Consider the following 22039-nt stretch of genomic DNA (forward strand, 5'->3'; position numbering starts at 1 on the left):
TGATCCCAAAACGGGATTTAATTGCACCGTGCATTTTTTATTATTGCGGTTAGTTTGGATCGTCTTCCGCATCATCAGCGGATTTTTGACGGTAGACTTTCCGTGGCTTGCTGCCCTCGGACGGTCCCACAACGCCCCGTTCTTCCATTTCATCAACAATTCTAGCCGCTCGGTTATACCCAATTCGGAACCGGCGTTGTAACATCGATACACTGGCCGATTGTTGGTCAGTCACTAGTTCAACGGCTTCCGCATAATACTCGTCTTCACCATCACGCGGATCATCGCCCGCTTCCGGTTCGTCGTCTTTGACAAGCATACTATCATCGTACTCTGCTGACTGTTGATTCTTGATAAAGTTAACGACTTCTTCAACGTCATGGTCAGAAATATAGGCGCCTTGCACCCGCAACGGTTTATTCATCCCCATTGGCTGGTACAACATATCCCCGCGACCAAGCAGTTTTTCAGCCCCGTTACTATCAATGATTGTCCGCGAATCGGTCCCGCTAGAAACGGCAAACGCCATTCGTGAAGGCACGTTAGCTTTGATCAAACCGGTAATAACGTCAACCGACGGCCGTTGCGTGGCTAGGATCATATGAATTCCAGCCGCCCGGGCCATTTGCCCCAGCCGGATAATGGCGTCTTCAACTTCACTGGACGTCACCATCATTAAGTCGGCTAATTCATCTACAACGACCACAATGTATGGCAACACTGGCCGGTTTTGGCCGTCCGCCGCGTTTTGCTGGCGAATGTACTGGTTATAGCCTTGCATATTACGTTGCTTGGAATCGGCAAATAGCTCGTAGCGCCGTTCCATTTCGGCCACGACTTTATGCAAAGCCCGCGCCGCTTTTTTCGGTTCCGTCACAACTGGCGTCAGTAAGTGCGGAATGCCATTGTAGATACCAAGCTCCACTTTCTTCGGATCAATCAGCATAAACTTAACTTGATTAGGTTTAGTATTCATCAATAACCCCGTGATCATCACATTAATGGCCACTGACTTCCCACTCCCGGTAGACCCGGCAATCAGTAAATGGGGCATCTTAGATAGATCCGCCACTACTAAGTTTCCAGAAACGTCTCGTCCTAACGGCACGGCCAACGGTTTAGTTGGGTGCGCCGGTTGGGCCTCGACAATGTCTCTAAACGAAACGGTCGACACTTGCTTATTAGGCACTTCGATCCCGATTAAGGACTTCCCCGGAATCGGCGCTTCAATCCGTAAATCTTTAGCCGCTAACGCTAACGCCAAGTCATCTGCTAAGTTAACCACCTTGCTGACTTTGACCCCCACTGCTGGGTGCAGCTCATACTTCGTTACGGACGGCCCCAAGCTAACGTTTTTAACTTCCACCTGAACCCCAAAACTAGCCAAGGTCGTGGTCAGCTTCTCCGAATTACTTTCAATCGTCGCGTATTCCGCACTTTGGTCCGTCTTAGGAATCTTAGTTAGTAAGTCTGAAGATGGCAAGTCATAATTGGATTCGTCAGCGACTTCGGTTCCCATCAGACTGGCTTCATCAGCCGCTGAGGTCGGCGCGTTACTCGTTGGGGCCTCATGTTCACTGGCAACCGTAATTGCTGGCGCACTGCTCGTTGGTGCCGCTGATTCGACTGGCTTTGCCGCCTGACTCGCTTGCGGTGCAGCGCTAGTTGGAGTCGGCGCTTTTTTAGGTTGGTCTTCCTGACTAGCCCTAACTTGTTGATGCACCCGCCAGCGGGCAACCTGGACCCGGATCTTGCGTGAAAGCCACTCGGCCCCCACCCGAATCTTTTGCCCAACGTTAATCAAAAATGTCCGTAGCAACTGCATCGTTTCGTGAAACGGTAAGTTAAAGGCAATAAAAATTCCCGCAATGATTAAAATCAGGGCGATTAACACCGTTCCAAAATTAGCTAATAGTGGGTAGGTGACGCTGTAACCAGCCGCCCCGACTAAGCCACCACCAAGGTCACTGGACATCCCGCCCTTAGCAAAATCACTTTTCAGTAAACTTTTGGTTACAGCCCAAAAGGCAGTGTGGCGATTTAAACGGTTAAACGTCGGAATTTCTAGCAGTAACAGGTAACTAAAGAACACTAAGTTACCACCCGTCCACCACCGCCAGGTCAGCCGTGGCCAGCGACCAAAGATCATTAGGTAGCCGGCGATTAATAACGTTAGCGCTGCTAAGAGTTGGTAGGCGTTTCCGGCAAATGCACGAAAACATTCCGCAAAGAAATTTCCGACTAGCCCGACTTGGAGAAAGGCTAATACCGTGACTAGGACGCCGATTAGACCAATCACGTTCCCAGTCATTTGTCGTTTGACCGCCGTGGTCGACTTTTTACGACTAGTTGGACGCCGTTTTTTTGTTGTTGACTGTTTGCGCGCCACGTTCGTTCATCCTTTCTTTTCATTACGTTTGTCGCATCTCTTCTATTATACCAAACCTACGTTCGGAATGGCTGTTTCCGCCAAAAAACGCGCCCTAACTTCCGTAGTTAGCGCACGCGTTCAACCTTCAATTACTTTAGTTTGTCATTCTGATAGTGGTGCGACCGTTCCAAGCCCGGAAAGCTTTGTTGCCGTAGAGCTTCGTAAATCACAATCGCCGCCGAATTGGATAAATTCAACGCCCGAATATGTGAATCGTCTTGCGGAATCCGAATCGCCTTTTCCGGATATTTCCGCATGAATGGTTCTGGCAAGCCGGTCGTTTCCTTCCCAAACAGGAAGTAGTGGTCCTTACTCGTGTCACTGTAGTCGACGTCGCTATAATCATGGCTTGCAAACTTGGAAACTAGGTACAACTGATCTAAATCTGGAATACTAGCTAAAAATTCTTGTAAGTCCGCGTGATAAGTAATATCGACGCTATCCCAGTAGTCCAGCCCGGCGCGCTTTAAATGTTTGTCATCAATTTTAAAGCCCAGCGGTTCAATCAAATGTAACGCCGTATCGGTCCCCGCACAGGTCCGCGCAATATTACCAGTGTTAGCTGGCATGAGTGGTTCAAATAGTGCAATGTGATTTGTCAAAACGATCTTCCTTTTTATATAGTAATCTTACTTGTTATCATACCATGTTGCGCCCATCACCGCCTACCCTTTCAAATAAGTCTTATTATTCGCGTTCCATTTGCACTTTCCCTATACTGATCCATGAACAAAAATAAGGAGCTGACTATTATGAAAATTATGATTATTGGCGCAACCGGGATGGCTGGTTCTGCCATTACGAGCGCCGCACTAGAACGGAACCACACCGTGATTGCCATTGGGCGTTCCACTGAAAAATTGGCAACTTTACCAACTAACCCCAACCTGACGACCCGGGCCGTAGATGCCTTTCAACTGACGGCTTCCGATTTGCAAGCCGTTGACGTGGTTGTCGATGCCATGGCAAGTCGGCCAGATCAGGCTTATTTACACGTTGACCTCGCCACCAAATTGGTTGCCCTAACGCGGAATCAAACTAGTCCGCGCCTCGTCTTCATTCTCGGTGCTGGTAGTTTAACCACTGGCGACGACGCCCACCTATTTGTTAAAGATATCGAAAGTGATCCTGCCAACGCCCCGTTCGTGGCAATTCCTCAAAACCAGCTTGCCGAATTAACCTTTCTAAAAACGGTCACTAACGTCGACTGGGTCGGCATCTCACCCGCAGCTGATTTCCATGCGGGACCAGCCGTTCCTGCCATTTTAGGCACTGACCAACTATTGGTTAACGCGGCCGGCGTTTCGGCGACGAACAGTGGCACAATGGCGGCAACCGTCTTAGATGAAATTGAACAACCAAAGCATCATCAGAGCCGCTTTACCGTCGCTAACAAATAGGATTCATATTTTCTAAAGAGTGAGCCAAAAAGCGGTCAGTTTGTGAGCATTACCGTAAAATCAGCGATCATTCCTGGGTTTGGAATGGTCGCTGATTTTGGGTTAAGCGGAACAAATTGCCTTTTGGCTCACGTTTCGACCATCATAATAAGGAAAGCTATTCAGAAATATCAACTATTTCTGAATAGCTTTTTGAGTTCTGGCGCACACACTCTTTTTCTGACAATCTCCCTCACAACTTCACGTAACTCTCATTCATTTTTTACTAAAATATGCTAAGCTGATTGATTATAAAAGCGACACTAAACAAATGAAGGTAGGGATTAGATGCAAACCCGTCTATCAAGACGTAACTTAGGCTTTATTGGGACAATGTTATTTGGGCTGTTCTTTGGCGCCGGTAACTTAATTTTTCCCATTTACTTAGGTCAACAAGCTGGCCACCACGTTGGTAGTGCTATTATTGGCCTGCTCATCACCGGGATTGGTCTCCCACTTCTTGGCGTCATTGGGATGGGCTTAACGCGAAGTAGTGGCGTCTTTGACCTTGCTGCTAAGGTCAACCGCCCCTATGCGTACGGGTTTACCGTTCTGCTGTACTTCACGCTGGGCCCCCTATTTGCGATGCCCCGCTTAGCCACCACGGCGTTTCAAATTGGGCTCGTCCCCTTCGTCGCACCGGGACACCAAGCTGGCGTCCTGCTTGGATTCTCAGGGCTGTTTTTCCTAGTCACTTGGCTGTTAGCACTGAATCCAGGCCGGATCATGACCTACGTTGGTAAATGGCTAACACCGCTATTCTTGATTTTACTAGGCGCGTTAATGCTAGTCGCCCTGATCAAACCACTGGGAAATTTTGACGTAGCGGCACGCGGCGCCTACGCAGCACAGCCGTTATTAACCGGTTTTACCGAAGGCTACAATACCATGGACGCCTTAGCCTCCTTAGCCTTTGGAATCGTGGTCATTGACGCGATTCGAGACCTCGGTGTGACCGACCCCGGGCAAATTGCGACCGACACTATCAAGGCCGGTATCATCAGTATGACTTTGATGGGGGTAATTTACGCCCTGTTGGCGATTATTGGGACGATGAGTTTAGGACAGTTTGCACCGGCCGCTAACGGGGGCGTGACGTTAGCCCAAATTGCCGCCCACTACTTCGGCCCACTCGGCAACGGGCTACTAGCCTTAATTGTGATCATTGCCTGTTTAAAAACAGCAATTGGTCTAACAAGCGCGTTTGGTGACACGCTCCACGGCATGTTTCCGAAACTGTCGTACCGTTGGTTGATTACGCTAGCCTGCGTGCTACCCGCAATTCTGGCCAACGCCGGTTTAACCCAATTGATTAAATACTCAACGCCGTTATTGATGTTTTTATACCCCCTAGCCATTGTGCTCATTTTGCTAGCGGTCGCCTCACCTTGGCTAGGCACGTCACGCTGGTTGTTCGGTATGACCACCGCCTGGACGCTGATTCCGGCTGTCTTAGCCGGGGTCAACGCCCTGCCTGCTAATCTGACCGCCCACGGTTGGTTGCACTTATTGCTTCGCCTGAACAACTGGCTCCCACTTGCTAGCTTAGGCCTCGGCTGGGTCGTTCCCGCCTTGCTGGGACTCATTATCGGGCTTATCGGTAGTCGCCGCCAACGGACTAACTGATATCACACGTGCACGTTAAAAAGCCGTTTCAAAGTTTTGTGATCAAAACTTTGAAACGGCTTTTTAGACAGTAAAAAACGTAGTATTTCGGTGTGGGCACGGCGAAACGCTACGTTAATGAAGTACAACTCGGTAGTCACCAACGAACTGAATCGATGTTAACTGCCAAACGATTTCTCACAGGTTATCTTAACACCCACAAAATAATGATGCAAGCTTCACTAATTAGCGCTTGTGCGTCATCAATAAGCTGACGTCCACGGTAATCGTTTTTAGCCCCTGCTCCCTTGCAGCTGCTAAACTAGCCTCGTCCGCGCCCCAATGTAACGGGGTCATGACGAGTAAGTCTTCAAACACAACCTGACTTAAATCGAACTGATAACGAATACGCTTCGTTTCAGCGTCCGGATAATGCTGCTTAAATAAGTCTAACACCCGTTGGTTATCGTATTGGTATTGCCGATCAGTCGACTTAAATAACAGGTGCCGCAACTCGACTAAGTATTCAGGATTAGGCACGATTTTCAGTAGTTGACCACCGGGACTAAGAACCCGTTCAAATTCCGCATAAGCCGACGGAGAAAAGACATCCATAATTGCCGTAAAGGCGCCGTCGGTAAACGGTAACTGGGCTAAGTCGGCCACACAATAGTACGCTGGCGTTTCCAGCTGAGTAGCTAAGTTGACGCCGTCCTTGCTGATATCAAAACCGATTCCAACGTCTTTTTGATTTGCGTGGCGGACCAGTAAATCAGCTAGGGGCGTTCCTTCACCACTCCCAATATCCAAAATTCGTTGCGGTGTTGCTGGCAACGCTTCATTGATGGCAGCCACGATTGGACCAAAGAATCCAGCCTGCAATACGCGCCGGCGAGCCGCTAACATGTCCGCGTTATATTCACTTTGAACCTGATGCGTTAAAAAGTACAAGGTCCCTTTTTTAGAAAAGTCGACCTGATGCCCATTGGGACACCACAATGTGTGATCCTTAATTTCAGTATAGGCCTGGTCACAGACTAAGCAGCGAAAGCGGTCCAAGTTAGCTTGCACAAACTGCATCCCGCGTTCTATTTTCTTCACGTTATCCACCCTACCTCGGTTAATTTTCTTAATGATACCATACCCCTTCAAGCAAGATAGTAGCAATTACGATTTGCCCATGGTATTCTAGTTGACGTTCTAAAAAAACGACTTAAGTTGTCCAAATGAATTTGTGACCGGATTGCACACACCAATCATAAAGGAGCATGATTCAAATGGCTAAAAAATCAAAAATTGCCAAAGAGAAAAAGATCGAAGCAACCGTTGCCCGTTACGCGACTAAGCGTGCCGAATTGAAGGCTGCGGGTGACTATGCGGGCTTGGCAGAATTGCCACGCAACGCTTCCCCCGTTCGGATTCACCGACGCGACACGTTAGACGGCCGACCACACGCTTACCTACGTAAGTTCGGGATGTCTCGGCTTAACTTCCGCCGGCTCGCACACGCGGGTCAAATCCCTGGTGTCAAAAAAGCCAGCTGGTAATTGTGACCCTGAACTAGTTTGAACATCCACTAAAATAAACGGTAGTGACAAGACCCTCATTGGGACCTTTGTCACTGCCGCTTTTTTTGATTGAAAATTTTTCCACAACGCTTGCCGCCGTTGAAACTACTCAGCAAATCAGCACCCCATTTTCACACCCTCATCACGCGTTGTTGATGCTATAATAACGATAATATGAGGTTTGATTGACGGAGTCCTAAAACATGGCTTAAATGATCTGACAATTAGACCACCAAGGAAAGTCGAAGGTGTTGTAAGATGGATAATGCTGCTGCAATGGAATTAATGATTAAGTTAGCGGAAGTGCATCCCGCGGTTTACCGGAAGTTAGTTGTGCCGTTGTCGATTCGCTATGATCAATTACACGTCTTGATTCAACTCGCATTTGGCTGGGATAATTCCCACTTGTACAGTTTCCAACCCCAGGGGCAGCCCCGGCAATACGTCCCAACATTAACGGGTATGGGCTTTGACGACGATGAGCTTCTAACTACCCAATCCTACGTCTACCCTGATTTATTACAAGCCGACATCGTCTATACGTATGACTTTGGCGCCACGTGGGACCATCTGATCTCATTAAACAAAATCATCACGTTTGCGGACTTACCAGGAATTGCAGTACCTAGTTGTATCACTTACCGTGGTAATAACGTTCCTGAAAACGCTAGTTATGATGAAGTGGCTGGTAAAATATTACCAGAACCCGAAAAGTTCGATAAAGCGGCCCTAAATAAGCGGCTATGGCTGTGGTCCCGTGCCGGCGAACAGATGGTGCATACCGAGAACCTTGGCCTAGCACCAATTAGTGAATTAAACGAAGATTTTTAACGTTGACAAGGGTGCGACAAATGGCGGTTAGTATGTGAGCATTAACGTGAAATCGGCGATTATTCCTGGGCTTGGAATGGCCGCCGATTTCGGGTTAAGCGAAACAAACTGCCCTTTGTCACACGTTTCGACCATAACACCAGGAAAGTCATTCAGAAAATTTTCTGGATGGCTTTTTGAATTTTACCCGTTGCATAAAAAAGGCCGACTGATAAAAAACAATCAGTGGGCCTCTAAACAATTTATTTCAAATTCACTCTTTGGACTTTTCCGTTGTATATAACGGCGAATTTTGCCGGTACCAACCAAATAAATGGGTCCATAGTACTTTGATGATGGCATATCCCGGAATTCCGAAGATAACCCCCATCAAGCCAAAAATTTTCCCGGCGGCTAACAAGACAATTAAGATCGTGACGGGATGAATGGCGAGACTGCTCCCCAAAACTAACGGGGAAATAATGCGCCCTTCAATCGTCTGTTCAATGACAAATACGATTAAAACTTGTACTAACATCCACGGTGACGTTACTAAGGCGATAACCACGGATGGGACCATGGCCAGAAACGACCCTAAGTATGGAATCAGATTCAAAATACCCGCAGCAATTCCGAGCGTCAGCGCAAACTTCAGGCCGATAATGCTATACCCGATTGCAAACATGATTGCAACGAAGAACGCAACCGTCAACTGCCCGCGGATATAGTTACTAACTTGGCTGTTGATTTCGTTCAGCATGGTTAAGAAACTGCTTCTAGCCTTAGTTGGCACAAACTTTGCCAAGTACGCTGGCAACTGGTGTCCATCCCGCAAAAGGTAAAACAGGATAAACGGTGCCGTGATCAACCCAATAATCACGGTTACTACCGTACTAAAGACACTCGTTAAAGACGAGACGGTGCCCGTCAAGTATTTTGAAAAGCGACCGCTAAGTAGTTTGCTAGCGTCCGTATTAAATTGATCAATTTGATCGCGCAGTCCACTCAGTTGCGGATCATTGATCCACTTGTTCGTCTCATTAACGGCGTTTTGCCAATAAGTCGGCCAATCATTAATGATCGTCAGTGTCTGCGTTCGAATCGTCGGAATAATGGCAACGATTCCTAATACGATCACCACGATAATAATGACAAACAACCCGATAATCGTCCAAACCCGGCGAACGTGATATTTTCGTTCTAACCGGTCGACTAACGGATTCATCAAGTAGTACAAGACCCCCGCTAAAATCACCGGAAACCCAACGATACTAAAAAGCTGCCGGATTGGGGTCCACACCCAGTCAACTTGCTTACCCAAAAACAAGATGGCTAAGATCAATAATATTATTAACAAGCCACGGATCACCCGTTGGCTACCAAGACGGGACTTGGTCACGTTTGGTTTCAATCAATCACACCCCTAAGGCAAATACGTTATCACACTACCGACGTGAATCTCTGGCAACGTGGTGGGCGTCAAATAGATGCCATTTTCCATCGGTTTTTGAGGAACCGCACTAAAGTACAAGGTGGCGTGACCGATTGACGTCAAATTAGCTGCCACCAAACCACCCGCAAAAGCAACCGTGTACGTTTGGTCATCAATTTTGATTTGGCTACCTTCTTCTAAAGATAACGTGTGCATTGGTGCATCGAATTTTTGAAGGACCGCGATTTGTTGAATTGATTCCGTTGCAGTCTCGTCAAAGAAAACTAAAATTGGTTCCTTCGGGTCGATGGCGTTTGCACCGATCGCCGAAATAGTTGCCATTATTGCCATGATATCGGACTCCCATTCTTTTCTGATTTGCTCTAATTGTAGCATAGCCCTAAAGTTTCGTGCCAATTTGTCATCGCTTACACTTTAAAGAATTATGCTATACTGAATTTATTACTCAAGGAGGCTTTTTTGACATGCAAGAACGCGTTTTATTTGGAACTTATACAAAAAAAACTAGTCAGGGAATCTATCAAGGAACCCTGGACACGACGGCGAAAACCCTCACAAACGACGGCTTATTAGCAGCTACGCAAAACCCTACTTACTTGGCACTTTCCGCCAAGGATCGGCTTTACAGTGTTGACAAAGAAGACAACGATGGCGGGGTTGCGGCTTGGCAACTTAATGGTAAAACGGCGAATAAACTTAACGCCGTGATTGCCCCCGGGACCCCACCCGCATACGTGGCTGTCGATGAAGCACGGCAACTCGTCTACAGTGCTAATTACCACAAGGGAACGGCAGAAGTATTAAAGATTGCGGCTGACGGTGCACTGGAACTCGTTGACCAAGTGCAACACAGCGGTAGCGGTCCCCGCCCAGAACAAACCGAATCACACATTCACTACACGGACTTAACGCCAGACAACCGGTTAGCCGTTGTTGATCTGGGAGCTGACAAAGTTTACGTTTATAACGTCAGCGATGCCGGTAAACTTAGCCAACAATCCGTTTTAACCATGGAACCAGGCTTCGGCCCCCGGCACCTCGTCTTCTCACCAGACGGACAGTTTGCTTTTCTAGCTGGTGAACTTTCTAGCCAAATTGCGAGTCTCCGCTATAATGCAACCGACGGGAGTTTCGAACAACTGGGCATTGTTAAGACCATCCCAGCGGACTACACGGATCATAACGGGGCCGCTGCCATTCGGATGAGCCATGACGGCCAGTTCCTATACGTTTCTAACCGCGGTTATAACAGTATCGCCGTATTTGCCGTTGCAGCTGATGGTAGTCTGACCTTAATCCAACAAATCAGTACTGAAGGTGACTTTCCTCGCGACTTCGATTTAGATCCAACCGAAGAATTCGTCGTGGTAGTCAACCAAAACACTGACAACGCAACGTTATACGCACGGGACATTACTAGTGGTAAACTAAGTCTAGTACAAAAGGACATCCTCGTCCCTGAAGGCGTCTGTGTCCGATTCTAAAACGTAAAGGATGAATGGCATGTTATTAAAAGAAGTAGCCCTTGAAAACTTCACCAATATTCCAGCAGCAATCGCAGCCGGCGCTAACCGAATCGAATTAAATGATAATTTAGCCGTCGGTGGGACAACCGTTAGTCGCGGTGTCATGGCAGAAGCGGCCAAGTATACCCAGGAACACGGCGTAACCTTGGTAACCATGATTCGCCCCCGCGGTGGTGACTTTGTTTATAACGATACCGAATTAAAAATTATGGAAGCCGACCTTTTGCAGGCACAATCTTTAGGCGTTGACGGCGTTGCACTGGGTGCCCTCACCAAAGATGGCCAGCTCGATACCGAAGCCATGGCACTACTCGTTGGTGCCGCTGGTGGGATGAGCGTCACTTTCCACATGGCCTTTGATGCTTTAGCACCTGATCAGCAAGCTCCCGCAATGGATTGGCTGGTTGACCACGACGTCGACCGCATTTTGACTCACGGTGGCCCACTGAGCAAACCAATCATGGACTGCTTACCACAATTAAAAGCAACGATTGATTTAGCGGATCAACGCATTCAAATTTTACCTGGTGGTGGCGTCACGGCAGACAACGTCGATCGTATCGTAACCGCGCTCAACGTGCCGCAAGCACACGGTACTAAGATTATTAACTATTAAGCGTGACTAAAAGCGGTCATTCAGAGTTATCGAAAAACTCTGAATGACCGCTTTTTTTATCCTGTTTAGGTTGTAATCAACCGTGCTAAATCAGCCGGCAACGGCGCAAAGGTCGTTAAGGTCTGATCGATAAACGGATCATCGAACTGGAGTTGCATACAGTGCAACGCTTGCCGGTCAATTGCGGGATCACTCGGACCACCGTATAGCTGATCCCCGATGAGCGGGTGGCCCGCCGCGGCGAAGTGCACACGAATTTGATGCGTCCGCCCCGTATGTAACCTGACCCGGACAACGGTTTTATCTGCCAGTCGTTTCACTACCCAATACTCGGTCAAGGATGGTTTGCCATCCGGCGTCACGGTCCGTTTGATAAACGAGTCCGCCGCACGCCCAATTGGTTGGTCTAACCACCCGTGATCAGCATTTAAGGTCCCACTAACGACAGCCAAATACATTTTGCGCATCGCGTGCGCTTTCAATTGATGATCAATGATTGAGTGCGCAAAGTGGTGCTTCGCAAACAGCACAATGCCACTGGTATCCCGGTCTAACCGGGTCGTAATGTGCACGACCTCGTTATCGTACCCCTGCTCACGGTAATAACCCTTGACCCGGTTGGCTAAGGTGTTATCCGGTAGCGCGTGGGCTGGAACCGACGCCACCCCAGCGGGCTTATTAATAATCAAGAAATCCCGGTCTTCATACAAGATATTGATGGGCAGTGAAGACACACCTAGGTGGTCGTTGCCGATTTCTGCCGGTGTTTCCATCGTGACTTGTTCCCCACCATGTAACATGTGGATGGCCAAGACGGGGCGCCCGTCGACCAGAATCGCACCCCCGTGAAACTTGACCTTTTTCAGCAAACTCCGGGTCACCCCGTGCTCACTTAGTAAGGTCTTGACTTTCATCGGCGTGGTACTGGTATTCATCCAAGTGAACTTCATTCGTCCAACCCGATGAAGGACGTCCCAACCCGTTTCCAGAAACGGTTATGCCGGTGTTGTGCAAAGGCAATCCGTCGATTAGCAATTGAATAACAAATTTTTTCAATTGGCCGCGGTTGCGTATCCGTTTGGTCAGCCGTGAAAATAAAGTGTGATTGCGACTGTTGTTGCGGTTTGATCGTAATGGTTTCATACGGCGCAACGATAACCGGCGAGCCCAGTGTCCGGAACACGCGGTTATTGATCGATGCAATTTCTGCCATCTGTAGCGCGTCCAGGCGTGGATGGATCACAGCCCCACCGACCGACTTGTTATAAGCCGTCGACCCAGTAGGTGTTGAAATACATAGCCCATCCCCACGGAAGCGTTCAAACAACTCATCTTGAATATAGACGTCGGCAACCATGGTACTGCCAAGTTTTTTTAAAGTCGATTCATTCAGCGCTAAATAAGTATCCGTGACGTCAGTATCCGCATAAGTGATTTTAACTGACAGCAACGGGTACGTGACGCTTTGACCGTTGTCTTGCTTGAGGCCTTCGACCAATTGACCGATCTCATAGTCCCGCCAGTCCGTATAGAAGCCTAAATGTCCCGTATGGACACCGACAAACCGGACCTGATCAACCATGTGACTGTAATGGTGAAAGGCGGACAACAGGGTACCATCCCCACCAACGGATAAGACGACGTCCGGATGCACATCATCAATATCAAAACCCGCCGCTACTAATTCTTGGTGTAAGTCAGCGGCGACCTTCTTAGTTTTCGGGTTTGAGTTGGCAAAAATCGTTACTTTCATTGATTGTTATCTTCCTTTGTTGACGTGGGGTCCTCGTTTTGAGCGCCCTTGCCATACGAGAACAGGCTTTGGGCTTCTTGGATTTCTTCACGAATTTCAGACATTTCCTTATCCAAACTAAAAGCCGCTTCGGCAGCACGTTGCAACCGCTGACTCAAGTTTTCAGGAAAATCGCCTTGATATTTATAGTTTAACGAATGTTCAATGGTCGCCCAGAAGTTCATGGCAAGTGTCCGCACTTGAATCTCGGCTAAGATTTTCTTTTCCCCACCGACCATTTGGACTGGATACTCGATCACAATGTGATACGAACGATAACCAGACGGCTTCTCGTTACTAATATAATCACGTTCTTCCAGAATCGTCATGTCCGTGCGCTTGCGTAACAGGTCCACAACTTGATAAATATCCTCGACAAATTGGCACATAATTCTAAGTCCCGCGATGTCTTGCATATCTTGCTCTAAGCGATCTTCTTGGACCTTGCGCCGAACCATTTTTTCTTTAATACTATCGACCGGTTTCACTCGTCCGGTCACAAATTCAATGGGTTCGTGCTGATTCAAATCGCGAAATTGTTTGCGCATTCCCCGCAATTTGACTTTAAGCTCGTCAACGGCTTGTTGATAAGGCAATAAAAAATGGTTCCAATCTTCCATCGGAGCACCTCCGTTTCAATCCATACCTTTAAAATTTTACCATAATTCATCAGAATAAAAAATGAACGTTACTCAGTTTAACAATTAACATTAACAACCGGCTCAAGCGCCGGATTAGAAACAGATTACTTTACGAATACTGTAAATCGGTGCATGATGATGCTCGAAGGTTTAATCAAAGGAACGATTAATCCATGGTGAGAATTAACAAAGTTATGAAATTAAAAACTTGCAAATACCTAGGGTGTTTTGGTATTCTGCACTATGATGCGAATAGAGAAAGTGGAGGAATTATGACGTGTTAGAAGTGTATTTATTTGTGAATCCATTGGCAACCCAATGTGTGCAAGATGAACACAACGTTTTACGGTTAGCCAACGATTCGGACAAGCAAATTCAATTTCAATTCGTACCGTTGTTAAATATCAACGTTGTTCAACGGGCGTTGAAGTCACAAGGGATTAAGGCTTCAGACTGGCAGGCGCAAAACCGGCAGTCTCAGACCCTGTATCGAGTTATTTTAGACTATAAAGCAGCACTTTTCCAAGGCAAAAAACGTGGTCGTAATTTTCTAATTGCGTTGCAATCCGCAATGTTAAAGACCAAGCAGCACTACTCAGAAACGCTCGTTAAACAGGTGGCGCGTGATTGCAAAATCGATCTTGACATGTTTATGGAAGATCGTAATGGGCATCTCGCTAAACAAGCTTTTCAAGCTGATCAACGCTTAGCCTCAGAAATGAACATTACTGAAGCCTCTTCGGCCGTCGTTTTTGACTGTGACCAATATGACTACGGTGTTTTATTGGAACATTTCAACTACGACACCCTCTTTGACCTCGTCAATGGACATCTTGATCCATTCCACGATGATCTAACCCAACGGACCACCAACTGTGCGAACGGTAATACCGCACAGCTCCACGTCTTATAATGAGTAATAGCAATTATTCTGTTAAAGAAAAGGCCCGACGAACTTAATCGTCAGGGCCTTTTCTTATGCTTGTTCGAACTTAGAATTTATTTCGTCACTAACTGTTCAAACTCATCCAACCGTTCTTCAAACACCTTGAAGGCGTCATCCAAGTAAGTCGGTTTCGTCATATCAACGCCAGCAGCGTGCATCACATCGATTGGAAACGCTGATGACCCCGCCTTTAAGTAGCCCAGGTAATCCTTGACCGCGTCTGGCTGATTAGTCGTCATACGTTCGGCGAGCGTCGATGCGGCCGCAAATCCCGTTGCATACTGGTAAACGTAGTAATTGTAATAGAAATGCGGAATCCGTGACCATTCGTCCGCAATCTGCGGATCACTGACAACCGCATCACCATAATAACGTTGATTGAGTTGCAAATAATACTTAGATAGCCGGTCAGCAGTCAAGGCTTGTCCGGCAGCATCCTGTTCGTGTAACCACTGTTCAAATTCCGCGAACTGGGTCTGACGGAACACGGTCCCCTTAAACCCATCTAGGTAGTAATTCAAGACGTAGGCCCGCATTTGCGGATCAGTTTCGTGCGCCAAGAAATAGTTTGTTAAGAGATTTTCATTGGTCGTCGACGCAATTTCTGCGACAAAGATCGAATAATCCCCGTATTGGTAAGGCTGGTTATGCGTCGTCAGGTACGAATGCATGCTGTGTCCCATCTCGTGGACTAGCGTGTAGAGGTTATCGATATTATCCTGCCAGTTAAGTAAGATATACGGTGCCGTATCGTACATTCCTGACGAGTACGCGCCGCTACGTTTACCCTGGTTTTCAACGACATCAATCCAACGCGAATTAAACGCCGTTTTAACGTGTTTTAAGTAATCCGGGCCCAGAACCTTTAAAGCTTGTAACGCCGTCCCCTGAGCACGCTCATAAGTGTAATTAACAGCGGGCTTCTTTGTCAGTGGCGTATACAGATCATACATATGCAGTTCATCGACACCTAGGATCTTCTTCCGCAGGGCAACGTAACGGTGAAGTAAAGCCAAGTGGTTATCGACTGAACTAACCAATGAATCATAGACCGACGTTGGAATTTGGTTGGCGGCCAACGCTGCAGTCCGCGCATCGGGATAATGGTGCGCCTGGGCAACAAAGTTATGCACTTTGACTTGACTAGCTAGGGTTGATGCTAGCGTTCGACGGAACTGGCCGTAAACTTTATACAAAGCCTCAAACGCTTGCCGGCGAACAGCGGGTTGCACCGATTCCAACAAGACACCGTAAATCCCCTGTGAGAGTTTGACTGGGTTACCAGCTTCATCTTGAACCGTTGGAAAATCAAAGTCGGCGTTGTTTAAAACCCCAAACGTCTTAGCGGACGCATCAAAAATATCCCCAGCACCCGCTAATAAAGCTTCCTCGGACTCGGATAGGACGTGTCCCTTTTGAAGTCGTACCGTATCCAATAAATGTCGATAATCGCGGAGTGCGACGTTTTCATCTAAAAATTGGTCCAATTGTGCTGGACTCAAGGTCAGTAACGCTGGCTCAAACCAAGCGGTGGCAGCCGAAACTTTTGCAGTTAGGCTCCCTGCTTGATCATCCAAAGCTGCGTTAGTGCTATTACCCGTATCTTGGTCACTCTTAAGACTGGCATAAACGGCGACTTTTTCCAAGCGACGGTAAAGTCCTAAAACACCTTGAATACCGGCTAGAACGGTATCCGCACTATCGGTAAAGTGTGCTTTTAACGCCGTGACAGTTGGTAGAGCAGCCTTAACTTGCTCAACATCTTCACGGTATGCCGTTTGATCGGCGTAAATCTTAGTGAGGTCCCAAGTCAATGCCTCGGGCACGGCTGCGCGTGTCGGGAGTTGTTTTGTTGCTACCATATATTTCCCTCCAATTAAGTTAATCTAAAATAAGATTAACACACTATCCTCCCACACTTCGCCGAATTGTCTGATTTTACCGTTTTTTCCACCGTAACTGTGCTAAATTCAATTGCCATCCCGTGGCCGTCGCCACTAAAACTTGCTGTGCCGTCAATTCATTAATCACATCCGTAATCAAGGTCGTATTTACCATTCCCCGGTGCCGAATACACGCATTACGAGCTAACAGTGGTCGTAGGGTTTGCCAGCAAAGATCGTGTAGCTGAGCATCAGCTATCCACTCGGACTGGGCGCGCAAGGTGATAAACAAGTGCAAGTACCAGACTAGGTACGGCACTGATAGTAGTGGCGGCTTAGCGACCATGGGAACCACCCAGTCTGGGAGTAATTGTAAAGTGCCGCCATGCTGATAACAAAAGTTTTGCAGGTCTCGCTGATAGCCTTGTTGGCGTAACCGCCCCATCAATAAATTGCGCTGGTAATGTTGGAAGTGGTAGGCAATGGTTGATACCGCTCGCAAGGGTGGCTGCATCGCTAAGACTTGATTCACGATTACCTGAGTAGGGTCAAGCCGTAGCACCTGGTGCATCAGCGGCTCACAATCGAGGCTCATTAAGTGATAATTTAGGGCCCCCGTGTTCGTTTGAACATCCCACAGTAAAACAAAGTAGCCCCAGTTTGAGCTGTTTTGTAAAAATTTCAGGGCTTTTCCATGGGTCCGCACACCCTTGTGGTATGGCCGTCCAAGCAACCACAATACCCGGTAACCATGCTGACGGTAGCCCGCCGTTCGTTCCCACAGCCGTTGATTGGAAAGTGGCGAACATTGAAATTCAATCGCAAGTGGGGCTTGGTGCGGCGCTTGAACTAAAATATCTGGGCGTTGATGTAACTGGGCTAGCGGTGCCTCCAGTTGAACTTGATAACCACTATTCTCAAACCAAGTCGCCAATTGTCGTTTGCCAAGTAAGTGCTCTGCCGTTTCGCCTTCTGAAAACGTCGTACACGCTCGACCGGGACAGTGAGCAAAGTGTGCAATCGTCACGGTCCCCCGTTTTAACGTCACCGGCGCCATACACCCCGGACAAAAATAGTCGGTCTGCCGCTTGGCCTGCAACGCATTGGTCAAGTGTGCACTTTGGTCCACCGCTATCAACATGTAATTCCACTCCCCTCACTCTTTAGTTACGCCAAAAGTTACTGAGAGTATCAAAAAACCGCAATCAACCTGATTGCGGTTCATAGAACTTATTTAAAGTAATGACGAACTGTCTCTAACGCCGCGTTTGACATGACTTTTTCACCATGTTCTAGCAAGACATCGGCAGTCACCTTCGATAAGTTAGCATATTCAAGGGCGACGGAGACGTCATCCTTAATCGTGCCGGTCGAAGATTGATCCACGAAGAACACTAACTCCATGTAATACTTGTCGCGATACTTAAACAAGTTCGAAGCTAGCCCCTCCGGACGAAACATTTGTGCTAACGAGATAACATCTTCAAAACTATCGAATTGTAAGACGTATTCCTTAGTTGGTGTATCTGGATCATCGATATATGGATCTAAATCATTGGTGTCCTTAGTCGGATTGCTTTGAACACCCTGTGTCTGATCGTTATTATCTGTATCAGTTTGCATCAGTTTGCGTTTCAAGTAATCTGAAACGTCATCCTGTGTGGTGCCTTCATCCGATTGGTTTGGTGACTGAGTCGCCTTTGCAATCGTATCCTGCAAGTTTTCACTATTTTTACTAATAAATAACTCTAACCCATTTCGATTCGGTAATACTTGGAAAGTTACGGCATCGTTATCTTGAAATTGATGATCAACATCAACTTCCTCAAGAATGCTATAAAAGAAACTTTCAATTTGCTTATGATTCCCTAGTAAATCCAACACGCGAATACCGCGTTCATTGAGATCATCGTTGCCGATTAAGACGCGAATCGTGTCTTCGTTGATTCGTTCCATCTCCATTGCAGATCCACCCCTTTCTAAGTGTCAAGGGCCATAATCACTATCACAATTCTAACTTATTTCAGCGCATTGTAAAGTAATCTATCTGAAAATAAAAAAATTGGCTAATTAGTCAACCTAATTAGCCAATTTTCACACTTAGCTGTTAGCCAATTGTTGCGCACGCAACAGTTCGAGTGTCCGAATCTTACGTGGTAAGAACCGGCGAATCTCATCTTCGTTATAGCCAACTTGGAGCCGCTTTTCGTCTATCATGATTGGTCGCCGTAACAAACTAGGGTCGCGACTAATCAAATCATACAATTGCGTCAATGATAAATCATCAATATCAACATCTAGCTGTTGAAAAGCCTTGGAACGGGTCGAAATAATCTCCTCCGTGCCAGTTTCGGTTAATTGTAAAATACTTTTGATTTCGTTAATGGAAAGTGGTTCGATGAACAAATTACGTTCGCGGAAATTAATGTCGTGGGTTTGTAACCAAACCTTGGCTTTGCGACATGAGGTACAACTTGGTGCGGTATATAAAATAACCATACGGGTTCCTCCTTGAGCATCGTCAACACAACTATCTTTATAACAATATTTATTATACGCTGTTAAGATTTGATTGTGAATAGATTTTATAAAATTGATTAATAAAATCCGTCGCAATAATTAAACACTATTCTATTATCTGTTCGATAACATTTAATTTAGTCCCAATTTTAACCAGAATTGTAATTAATTAGATTGTGAACAATTCTGTTTTTGCTTATTATTACTATAAATACAATTGAAAACAACAGGTCAAAAAAAGACCAGTTTTTCAAAACCGGTCTTATCATATTAACCTAAATCTAATTGTAAGTATTTCTGGGCAACAATGACCTGAACGCCATCTCCAGCTGCCACTTGAGCTTCATCTCGCAGCTGGTCAAACGGTACATCTTGCGGCAAATGGGTCAATAGCAGCCGCTTAGCGTGAGCTGCTTTGGCAATTTCACCCGACTGAGTGGAGGTCATATGCCACATTTTACCAGTCTTAGCAGCACCAAAGTTAGTATCAGTCATGAGTAGTTGGGACCCCTGAGCAAAGTCAGCTAGCCGTGGAATATAAGCGGTATCGGCTGAAAAAGTTAGCTGCTCGCCAGTCGCTCGTTCAACGATCTTAACGGCGTAGGCTGGTACCGGGTGTTTAGTTGGCATAAAGCTAACGTCAAACGGCCCGATGGGGTTAACGACGGCCGGGTCATAAGCACGGCCAACCGTCGCCCCGGCCCAGGTTAACGCACCAAAGTTCAGTGGGTCCGCTGTATGGCCATAAATTGGCAATTCAGGCGTTTTACGGGCACCCTGACGTAGTTGCCAGTAATATTGTAAAACACCGACGTCCGCGGTGTGATCGTGGTGATAATGGGAAAGTAGAACTGCATCTAGCTGCAATGGATCTAAAATCTCTTCCAAGGCGTTTAAAGCCCCCGAACCACAATCGAGTAAGAGATGGTAATCGCCCGCAGTAACGAGGTAGGAACTTGTCCCCACCCCATCATACGGATAACCGCCATAATAACCTAAGACTGTTAATTTCACTAAAACCATTCCCTTCAAGCTGAATTTTAAAACGAGTTATTACTTCTATTTTAACTTAGGATTCAAGAAAAATGAAACCGTTACCCGTACATATTTTCAATTGGCCTGAAAAACACGTATAATATAAGTGTAATAATTAAGGAGTGATATTTGATGAGTGGAAAAATTTCAGCAACATTTGGGACGCGCAAGATTTTGACCATGATCCAACAGCAACATGCCGATCGTGACTTACTCTTAATGCAAGCCAACGCCACTGAAGATCGCTATATGCTGCTTGACTTGAGTGGTGAACCTACCGTATTTTCAAGTCCGGTAACTTATGACGTATTACTTTCTAAAGGGTCCGCTGACTGGCATGGAATGACAAGCTTCATCTTTGTTGATTTACCAATTGAAGAACAGAAAGTATTTACTTCCAAGTTCAGCGGTTTCCGCCACGACTATGAACGTCCAGATGGGCTGAAACATTTCATGATTTTACGGGAAGCTAAGAATGACGCTGCGTTTGTCATCGTCACCAATTGGCACCGTGATTCTGAATACGCCGTCTGGCTACGTAGCGAGTCATTCAAACCGTTCGCGAAGTACATCACTTCCGACTATGATTATCATGAAAGTCGCTACATGTTCGTACGGTCACTTAAATCATAATTAACCAACAAAAAGTTGTTAGTCTTAAAGCTAGCAACTTTTTTTATTGGGTAACTAAAGGTTGAAAGTTAAACTTAGAGGTTGATTACTGTTGTATCAATATTTAGACTAATACAAATTAACTACTTATGAGTGAATCCGGTTGCCACTGATGACATGTGATTATCCAAATCAAAATAGTTCATCTGTTTTGAGCGCAGTCGGGTAGTCTTGGTGTGCTGTGTCGGCAAGATTGGCAAGTGTTTCTTATCTGCCAATCTCGCGGGAGCAGACCGCACTTCTGCTACGACCGTCCCACCCGACGGAGCGGATAATTTAGGAATGACCATCGCTACTGTTACAGTGTTGATAGCAGTTTTAGACTTTTCAACCTTTAATTGACTAATTATTTTTTTCCAAAGATTGAAAGTCAGAATATAGATTTGAGCGTTGTTATAGAACACGCAAGCTGTTGAAAGTCAGCCTCTATCCCCCTTTTATCCGAGGTTGTCGCTGGGTACATGCAGACATGGCGTAGAGCCCGGAACAAATACATCATTGTTTCAGCCTGTCCGTGGCCCTAAGAGAAATGCTGTCAGCAAACCACCTATAGGTTCCAAACCGCAGTATGGCCGGAACCATCCCATTTACTTGGATTGGTACCATCAATATCAGGATAAATAATATTTGGGTCTTCCATTTGGAACGTATCTTCGATAAAATGATTTTGGGACATCTTTTCTCACTTGCCTTTACTTTTACTTTGGTCGGTGCTAGTGGTGCATTGAGGAGATTTGTCCTTTTTATTTTACACAAAAAATTGGGTGTTGATGGAAATCCATCAACACCCAATTTTCTAGAGCAACTTTAACTAAGCACGTCCCTGCCGTTCAAAATATTTATGACTAGACAAAAAAAGACATTCCTAAGAATGTCTTTCAAATGACGGTCCGTACGAGACTCGAACTCGTGATCTCCTGCGTGACAGGCAGGCGTCCTAAACCAACTAGACCAACGGACCAAATATTGCGGGAGCAGGGTTTGAACCTACGACCTTCGGGTTATGAGCCCGACGAGCTACCAGACTGCTCCATCCCGCGATAATATAATGACCCCTACGGGATTCGAACCCATGTTACTGCCGTGAAAGGGCAGTGTCTTA

21 protein-coding genes and 2 tRNA genes are annotated in these 22039 nt (G+C 46.6%); 8 read left to right on the top strand and 15 right to left on the bottom strand.

Translation table 11 applies throughout. The features are described 5' to 3' along the window. Positions 1-49: 49 nt before the first annotated feature. Positions 50-2389: a DNA translocase FtsK gene (locus IV64_RS07730; protein WP_057706696.1), complete on the bottom strand. Its 2340-nt coding sequence runs from the start codon at positions 2387-2389 to the stop codon at positions 50-52. 131 nt (positions 2390-2520) lie between these two features. Then, the gene (locus IV64_RS07735) at positions 2521-3033 is read right to left on the bottom strand and encodes a tRNA (cytidine(34)-2'-O)-methyltransferase (protein WP_057706697.1); all 513 of its coding nucleotides are present in this window, start codon (positions 3031-3033) and stop codon (positions 2521-2523) included. Positions 3034-3183: 150 nt separating this feature from the next. Here IV64_RS07735 and IV64_RS07740 point away from each other — a divergent pair, with 150 nt between their 5' ends. Next, a complete protein-coding gene (locus IV64_RS07740; protein ID WP_057706698.1) occupies positions 3184-3831 on the top strand; it encodes an NAD(P)-dependent oxidoreductase in 648 nt (215 codons plus the stop codon). 327 nt (positions 3832-4158) lie between these two features. Then, complete coding sequence (brnQ, locus tag IV64_RS07745) at positions 4159-5496, top strand: branched-chain amino acid transport system II carrier protein (protein WP_057706699.1); 1338 nt, start codon at positions 4159-4161, stop codon at positions 5494-5496. A 225-nt stretch (positions 5497-5721) separates the two neighbouring features. Here brnQ and IV64_RS07750 read toward each other — a convergent pair whose 3' ends face one another. Continuing rightward, positions 5722-6576, bottom strand: a complete 855-nt coding sequence (locus IV64_RS07750) for a methyltransferase domain-containing protein (RefSeq protein ID WP_057706719.1) — start codon at positions 6574-6576, stop codon at positions 5722-5724. A gap of 176 nt (positions 6577-6752) precedes the next feature. Here IV64_RS07750 and rpsN point away from each other — a divergent pair, with 176 nt between their 5' ends. Together rpsN and IV64_RS07760 are read left to right on the top strand one after the other, a co-directional pair. After that, positions 6753-7022 (top strand): 30S ribosomal protein S14, encoded by a 270-nt coding sequence (gene rpsN / locus IV64_RS07755; protein WP_057706700.1) that lies wholly within the window; start codon positions 6753-6755, stop codon positions 7020-7022. 279 nt (positions 7023-7301) lie between these two features. Further along, positions 7302-7874 (top strand): plasmid pRiA4b ORF-3 family protein, encoded by a 573-nt coding sequence (locus IV64_RS07760; protein WP_057706701.1) that lies wholly within the window; start codon positions 7302-7304, stop codon positions 7872-7874. Positions 7875-8127: 253 nt separating this feature from the next. Here the strand turns inward: IV64_RS07760 and IV64_RS07765 are convergent, their stop codons facing one another. Continuing rightward, positions 8128-9264, bottom strand: coding sequence for an AI-2E family transporter (locus tag IV64_RS07765; RefSeq protein ID WP_057706702.1), 1137 nt, complete (start codon positions 9262-9264; stop codon positions 8128-8130). Positions 9265-9276: 12 nt separating this feature from the next. Continuing rightward, a complete protein-coding gene (locus IV64_RS07770) occupies positions 9277-9636 on the bottom strand; it encodes a PTS glucitol/sorbitol transporter subunit IIA (protein WP_057706703.1) in 360 nt (119 codons plus the stop codon). 134 nt (positions 9637-9770) lie between these two features. Between IV64_RS07770 and IV64_RS07775 the strand changes: the two genes are divergently transcribed. Both IV64_RS07775 and IV64_RS07780 read left to right on the top strand, forming a co-directional pair. After that, positions 9771-10790 carry a lactonase family protein gene (locus tag IV64_RS07775; RefSeq protein WP_057706704.1) on the top strand — a complete coding sequence of 340 codons (1020 nt, stop codon included), beginning with the start codon at positions 9771-9773 and terminating at the stop codon, positions 10788-10790. A 19-nt stretch (positions 10791-10809) separates the two neighbouring features. Further along, positions 10810-11448, top strand: a complete 639-nt coding sequence (locus IV64_RS07780; RefSeq protein ID WP_057706705.1) for a copper homeostasis protein CutC — start codon at positions 10810-10812, stop codon at positions 11446-11448. Positions 11449-11513: 65 nt separating this feature from the next. On the opposite strand, the gene IV64_RS07785 is transcribed toward IV64_RS07780, so the two are convergent. The 3 genes from IV64_RS07785 to yjbM are packed head-to-tail and all read right to left on the bottom strand — an operon-like array spanning position 11514 to position 13860. Beyond that, entirely contained in the window at positions 11514-12398 is an 885-nt protein-coding gene (locus tag IV64_RS07785; protein ID WP_057706706.1) for an RluA family pseudouridine synthase, read from the bottom strand. Next, positions 12395-13201 carry an NAD kinase gene (locus IV64_RS07790; protein ID WP_057706707.1) on the bottom strand — a complete coding sequence of 269 codons (807 nt, stop codon included), beginning with the start codon at positions 13199-13201 and terminating at the stop codon, positions 12395-12397. Before IV64_RS07790 ends, IV64_RS07785 begins: the two co-directional genes overlap by 4 nt. Next, complete coding sequence (gene yjbM / locus IV64_RS07795) at positions 13198-13860, bottom strand: GTP diphosphokinase (RefSeq protein ID WP_057706708.1); 663 nt, start codon at positions 13858-13860, stop codon at positions 13198-13200. Before yjbM ends, IV64_RS07790 begins: the two co-directional genes overlap by 4 nt. Before the next feature lie 298 nt (positions 13861-14158). Here yjbM and IV64_RS07800 point away from each other — a divergent pair, with 298 nt between their 5' ends. Next, a complete protein-coding gene (locus IV64_RS07800) occupies positions 14159-14794 on the top strand; it encodes a DsbA family protein (RefSeq protein ID WP_057706709.1) in 636 nt (211 codons plus the stop codon). Between the two features lie 86 nt (positions 14795-14880). On the opposite strand, the gene pepF is transcribed toward IV64_RS07800, so the two are convergent. The 5 genes from pepF to IV64_RS07825 all read right to left on the bottom strand — a co-directional run bounded on the left by pepF (position 14881) and on the right by IV64_RS07825 (position 20244). Further along, positions 14881-16689, bottom strand: a complete 1809-nt coding sequence (gene pepF, locus IV64_RS07805) for an oligoendopeptidase F (RefSeq protein WP_057706710.1) — start codon at positions 16687-16689, stop codon at positions 14881-14883. A 76-nt stretch (positions 16690-16765) separates the two neighbouring features. Next, complete coding sequence (locus IV64_RS07810) at positions 16766-17851, bottom strand: competence protein CoiA (RefSeq protein WP_057706711.1); 1086 nt, start codon at positions 17849-17851, stop codon at positions 16766-16768. Between the two features lie 89 nt (positions 17852-17940). Then, on the bottom strand, positions 17941-18672 hold the full coding sequence (locus IV64_RS07815; protein ID WP_057706712.1) for an adaptor protein MecA: 732 nt from the start codon (positions 18670-18672) through the stop codon (positions 17941-17943). Between the two features lie 138 nt (positions 18673-18810). After that, entirely contained in the window at positions 18811-19209 is a 399-nt protein-coding gene (spxA, locus tag IV64_RS07820; protein WP_057706713.1) for a transcriptional regulator SpxA, read from the bottom strand. Between the two features lie 291 nt (positions 19210-19500). Then, the gene (locus tag IV64_RS07825; protein ID WP_057706720.1) at positions 19501-20244 is read right to left on the bottom strand and encodes an MBL fold metallo-hydrolase; all 744 of its coding nucleotides are present in this window, start codon (positions 20242-20244) and stop codon (positions 19501-19503) included. Positions 20245-20397: 153 nt separating this feature from the next. Between IV64_RS07825 and IV64_RS07830 the strand changes: the two genes are divergently transcribed. Further along, positions 20398-20898 (top strand): hypothetical protein, encoded by a 501-nt coding sequence (locus IV64_RS07830; protein ID WP_057706714.1) that lies wholly within the window; start codon positions 20398-20400, stop codon positions 20896-20898. Positions 20899-21823: 925 nt separating this feature from the next. On the opposite strand, the gene IV64_RS07840 is transcribed toward IV64_RS07830, so the two are convergent. Both IV64_RS07840 and IV64_RS07845 read right to left on the bottom strand, forming a co-directional pair. Beyond that, positions 21824-21898, bottom strand: a tRNA-Asp gene (locus IV64_RS07840). Positions 21899-21903: 5 nt separating this feature from the next. Next, positions 21904-21977, bottom strand: a tRNA-Met gene (locus tag IV64_RS07845). Positions 21978-22039 lie beyond the last annotated feature (62 nt).

The organism is Lactiplantibacillus xiangfangensis, assembly GCF_001438845.1.
In the GTDB taxonomy this organism is placed as follows: domain Bacteria; phylum Bacillota; class Bacilli; order Lactobacillales; family Lactobacillaceae; genus Lactiplantibacillus; species Lactiplantibacillus xiangfangensis.

What these genes read in the sequence shown, in the direction of transcription:
- IV64_RS07740 (WP_057706698.1), top strand. Translation starts at nt 3,184, where the DNA reads ATGAAAATTATGATTATTGGCGCAACCGGGATGGCTGGTTCTGCCATT.
- brnQ (WP_057706699.1), top strand. Translation starts at nt 4,159, where the DNA reads ATGCAAACCCGTCTATCAAGACGTAACTTAGGCTTTATTGGGACAATG.
- rpsN (WP_057706700.1), top strand. Translation starts at nt 6,753, where the DNA reads ATGGCTAAAAAATCAAAAATTGCCAAAGAGAAAAAGATCGAAGCAACC.
- IV64_RS07760 (WP_057706701.1), top strand. Translation starts at nt 7,302, where the DNA reads ATGGATAATGCTGCTGCAATGGAATTAATGATTAAGTTAGCGGAAGTG.
- IV64_RS07770 (WP_057706703.1), bottom strand. Translation starts at nt 9,636, where the DNA reads ATGGCAATAATGGCAACTATTTCGGCGATCGGTGCAAACGCCATCGAC.
- IV64_RS07775 (WP_057706704.1), top strand. Translation starts at nt 9,771, where the DNA reads ATGCAAGAACGCGTTTTATTTGGAACTTATACAAAAAAAACTAGTCAG.
- IV64_RS07780 (WP_057706705.1), top strand. Translation starts at nt 10,810, where the DNA reads ATGTTATTAAAAGAAGTAGCCCTTGAAAACTTCACCAATATTCCAGCA.
- IV64_RS07785 (WP_057706706.1), bottom strand. Translation starts at nt 12,398, where the DNA reads ATGAAGTTCACTTGGATGAATACCAGTACCACGCCGATGAAAGTCAAG.
- IV64_RS07790 (WP_057706707.1), bottom strand. Translation starts at nt 13,201, where the DNA reads ATGAAAGTAACGATTTTTGCCAACTCAAACCCGAAAACTAAGAAGGTC.
- yjbM (WP_057706708.1), bottom strand. Translation starts at nt 13,860, where the DNA reads ATGGAAGATTGGAACCATTTTTTATTGCCTTATCAACAAGCCGTTGAC.
- pepF (WP_057706710.1), bottom strand. Translation starts at nt 16,689, where the DNA reads ATGGTAGCAACAAAACAACTCCCGACACGCGCAGCCGTGCCCGAGGCA.
- IV64_RS07810 (WP_057706711.1), bottom strand. Translation starts at nt 17,851, where the DNA reads ATGTTGATAGCGGTGGACCAAAGTGCACACTTGACCAATGCGTTGCAG.
- IV64_RS07815 (WP_057706712.1), bottom strand. Translation starts at nt 18,672, where the DNA reads ATGGAGATGGAACGAATCAACGAAGACACGATTCGCGTCTTAATCGGC.
- spxA (WP_057706713.1), bottom strand. Translation starts at nt 19,209, where the DNA reads ATGGTTATTTTATATACCGCACCAAGTTGTACCTCATGTCGCAAAGCC.
- IV64_RS07830 (WP_057706714.1), top strand. Translation starts at nt 20,398, where the DNA reads ATGAGTGGAAAAATTTCAGCAACATTTGGGACGCGCAAGATTTTGACC.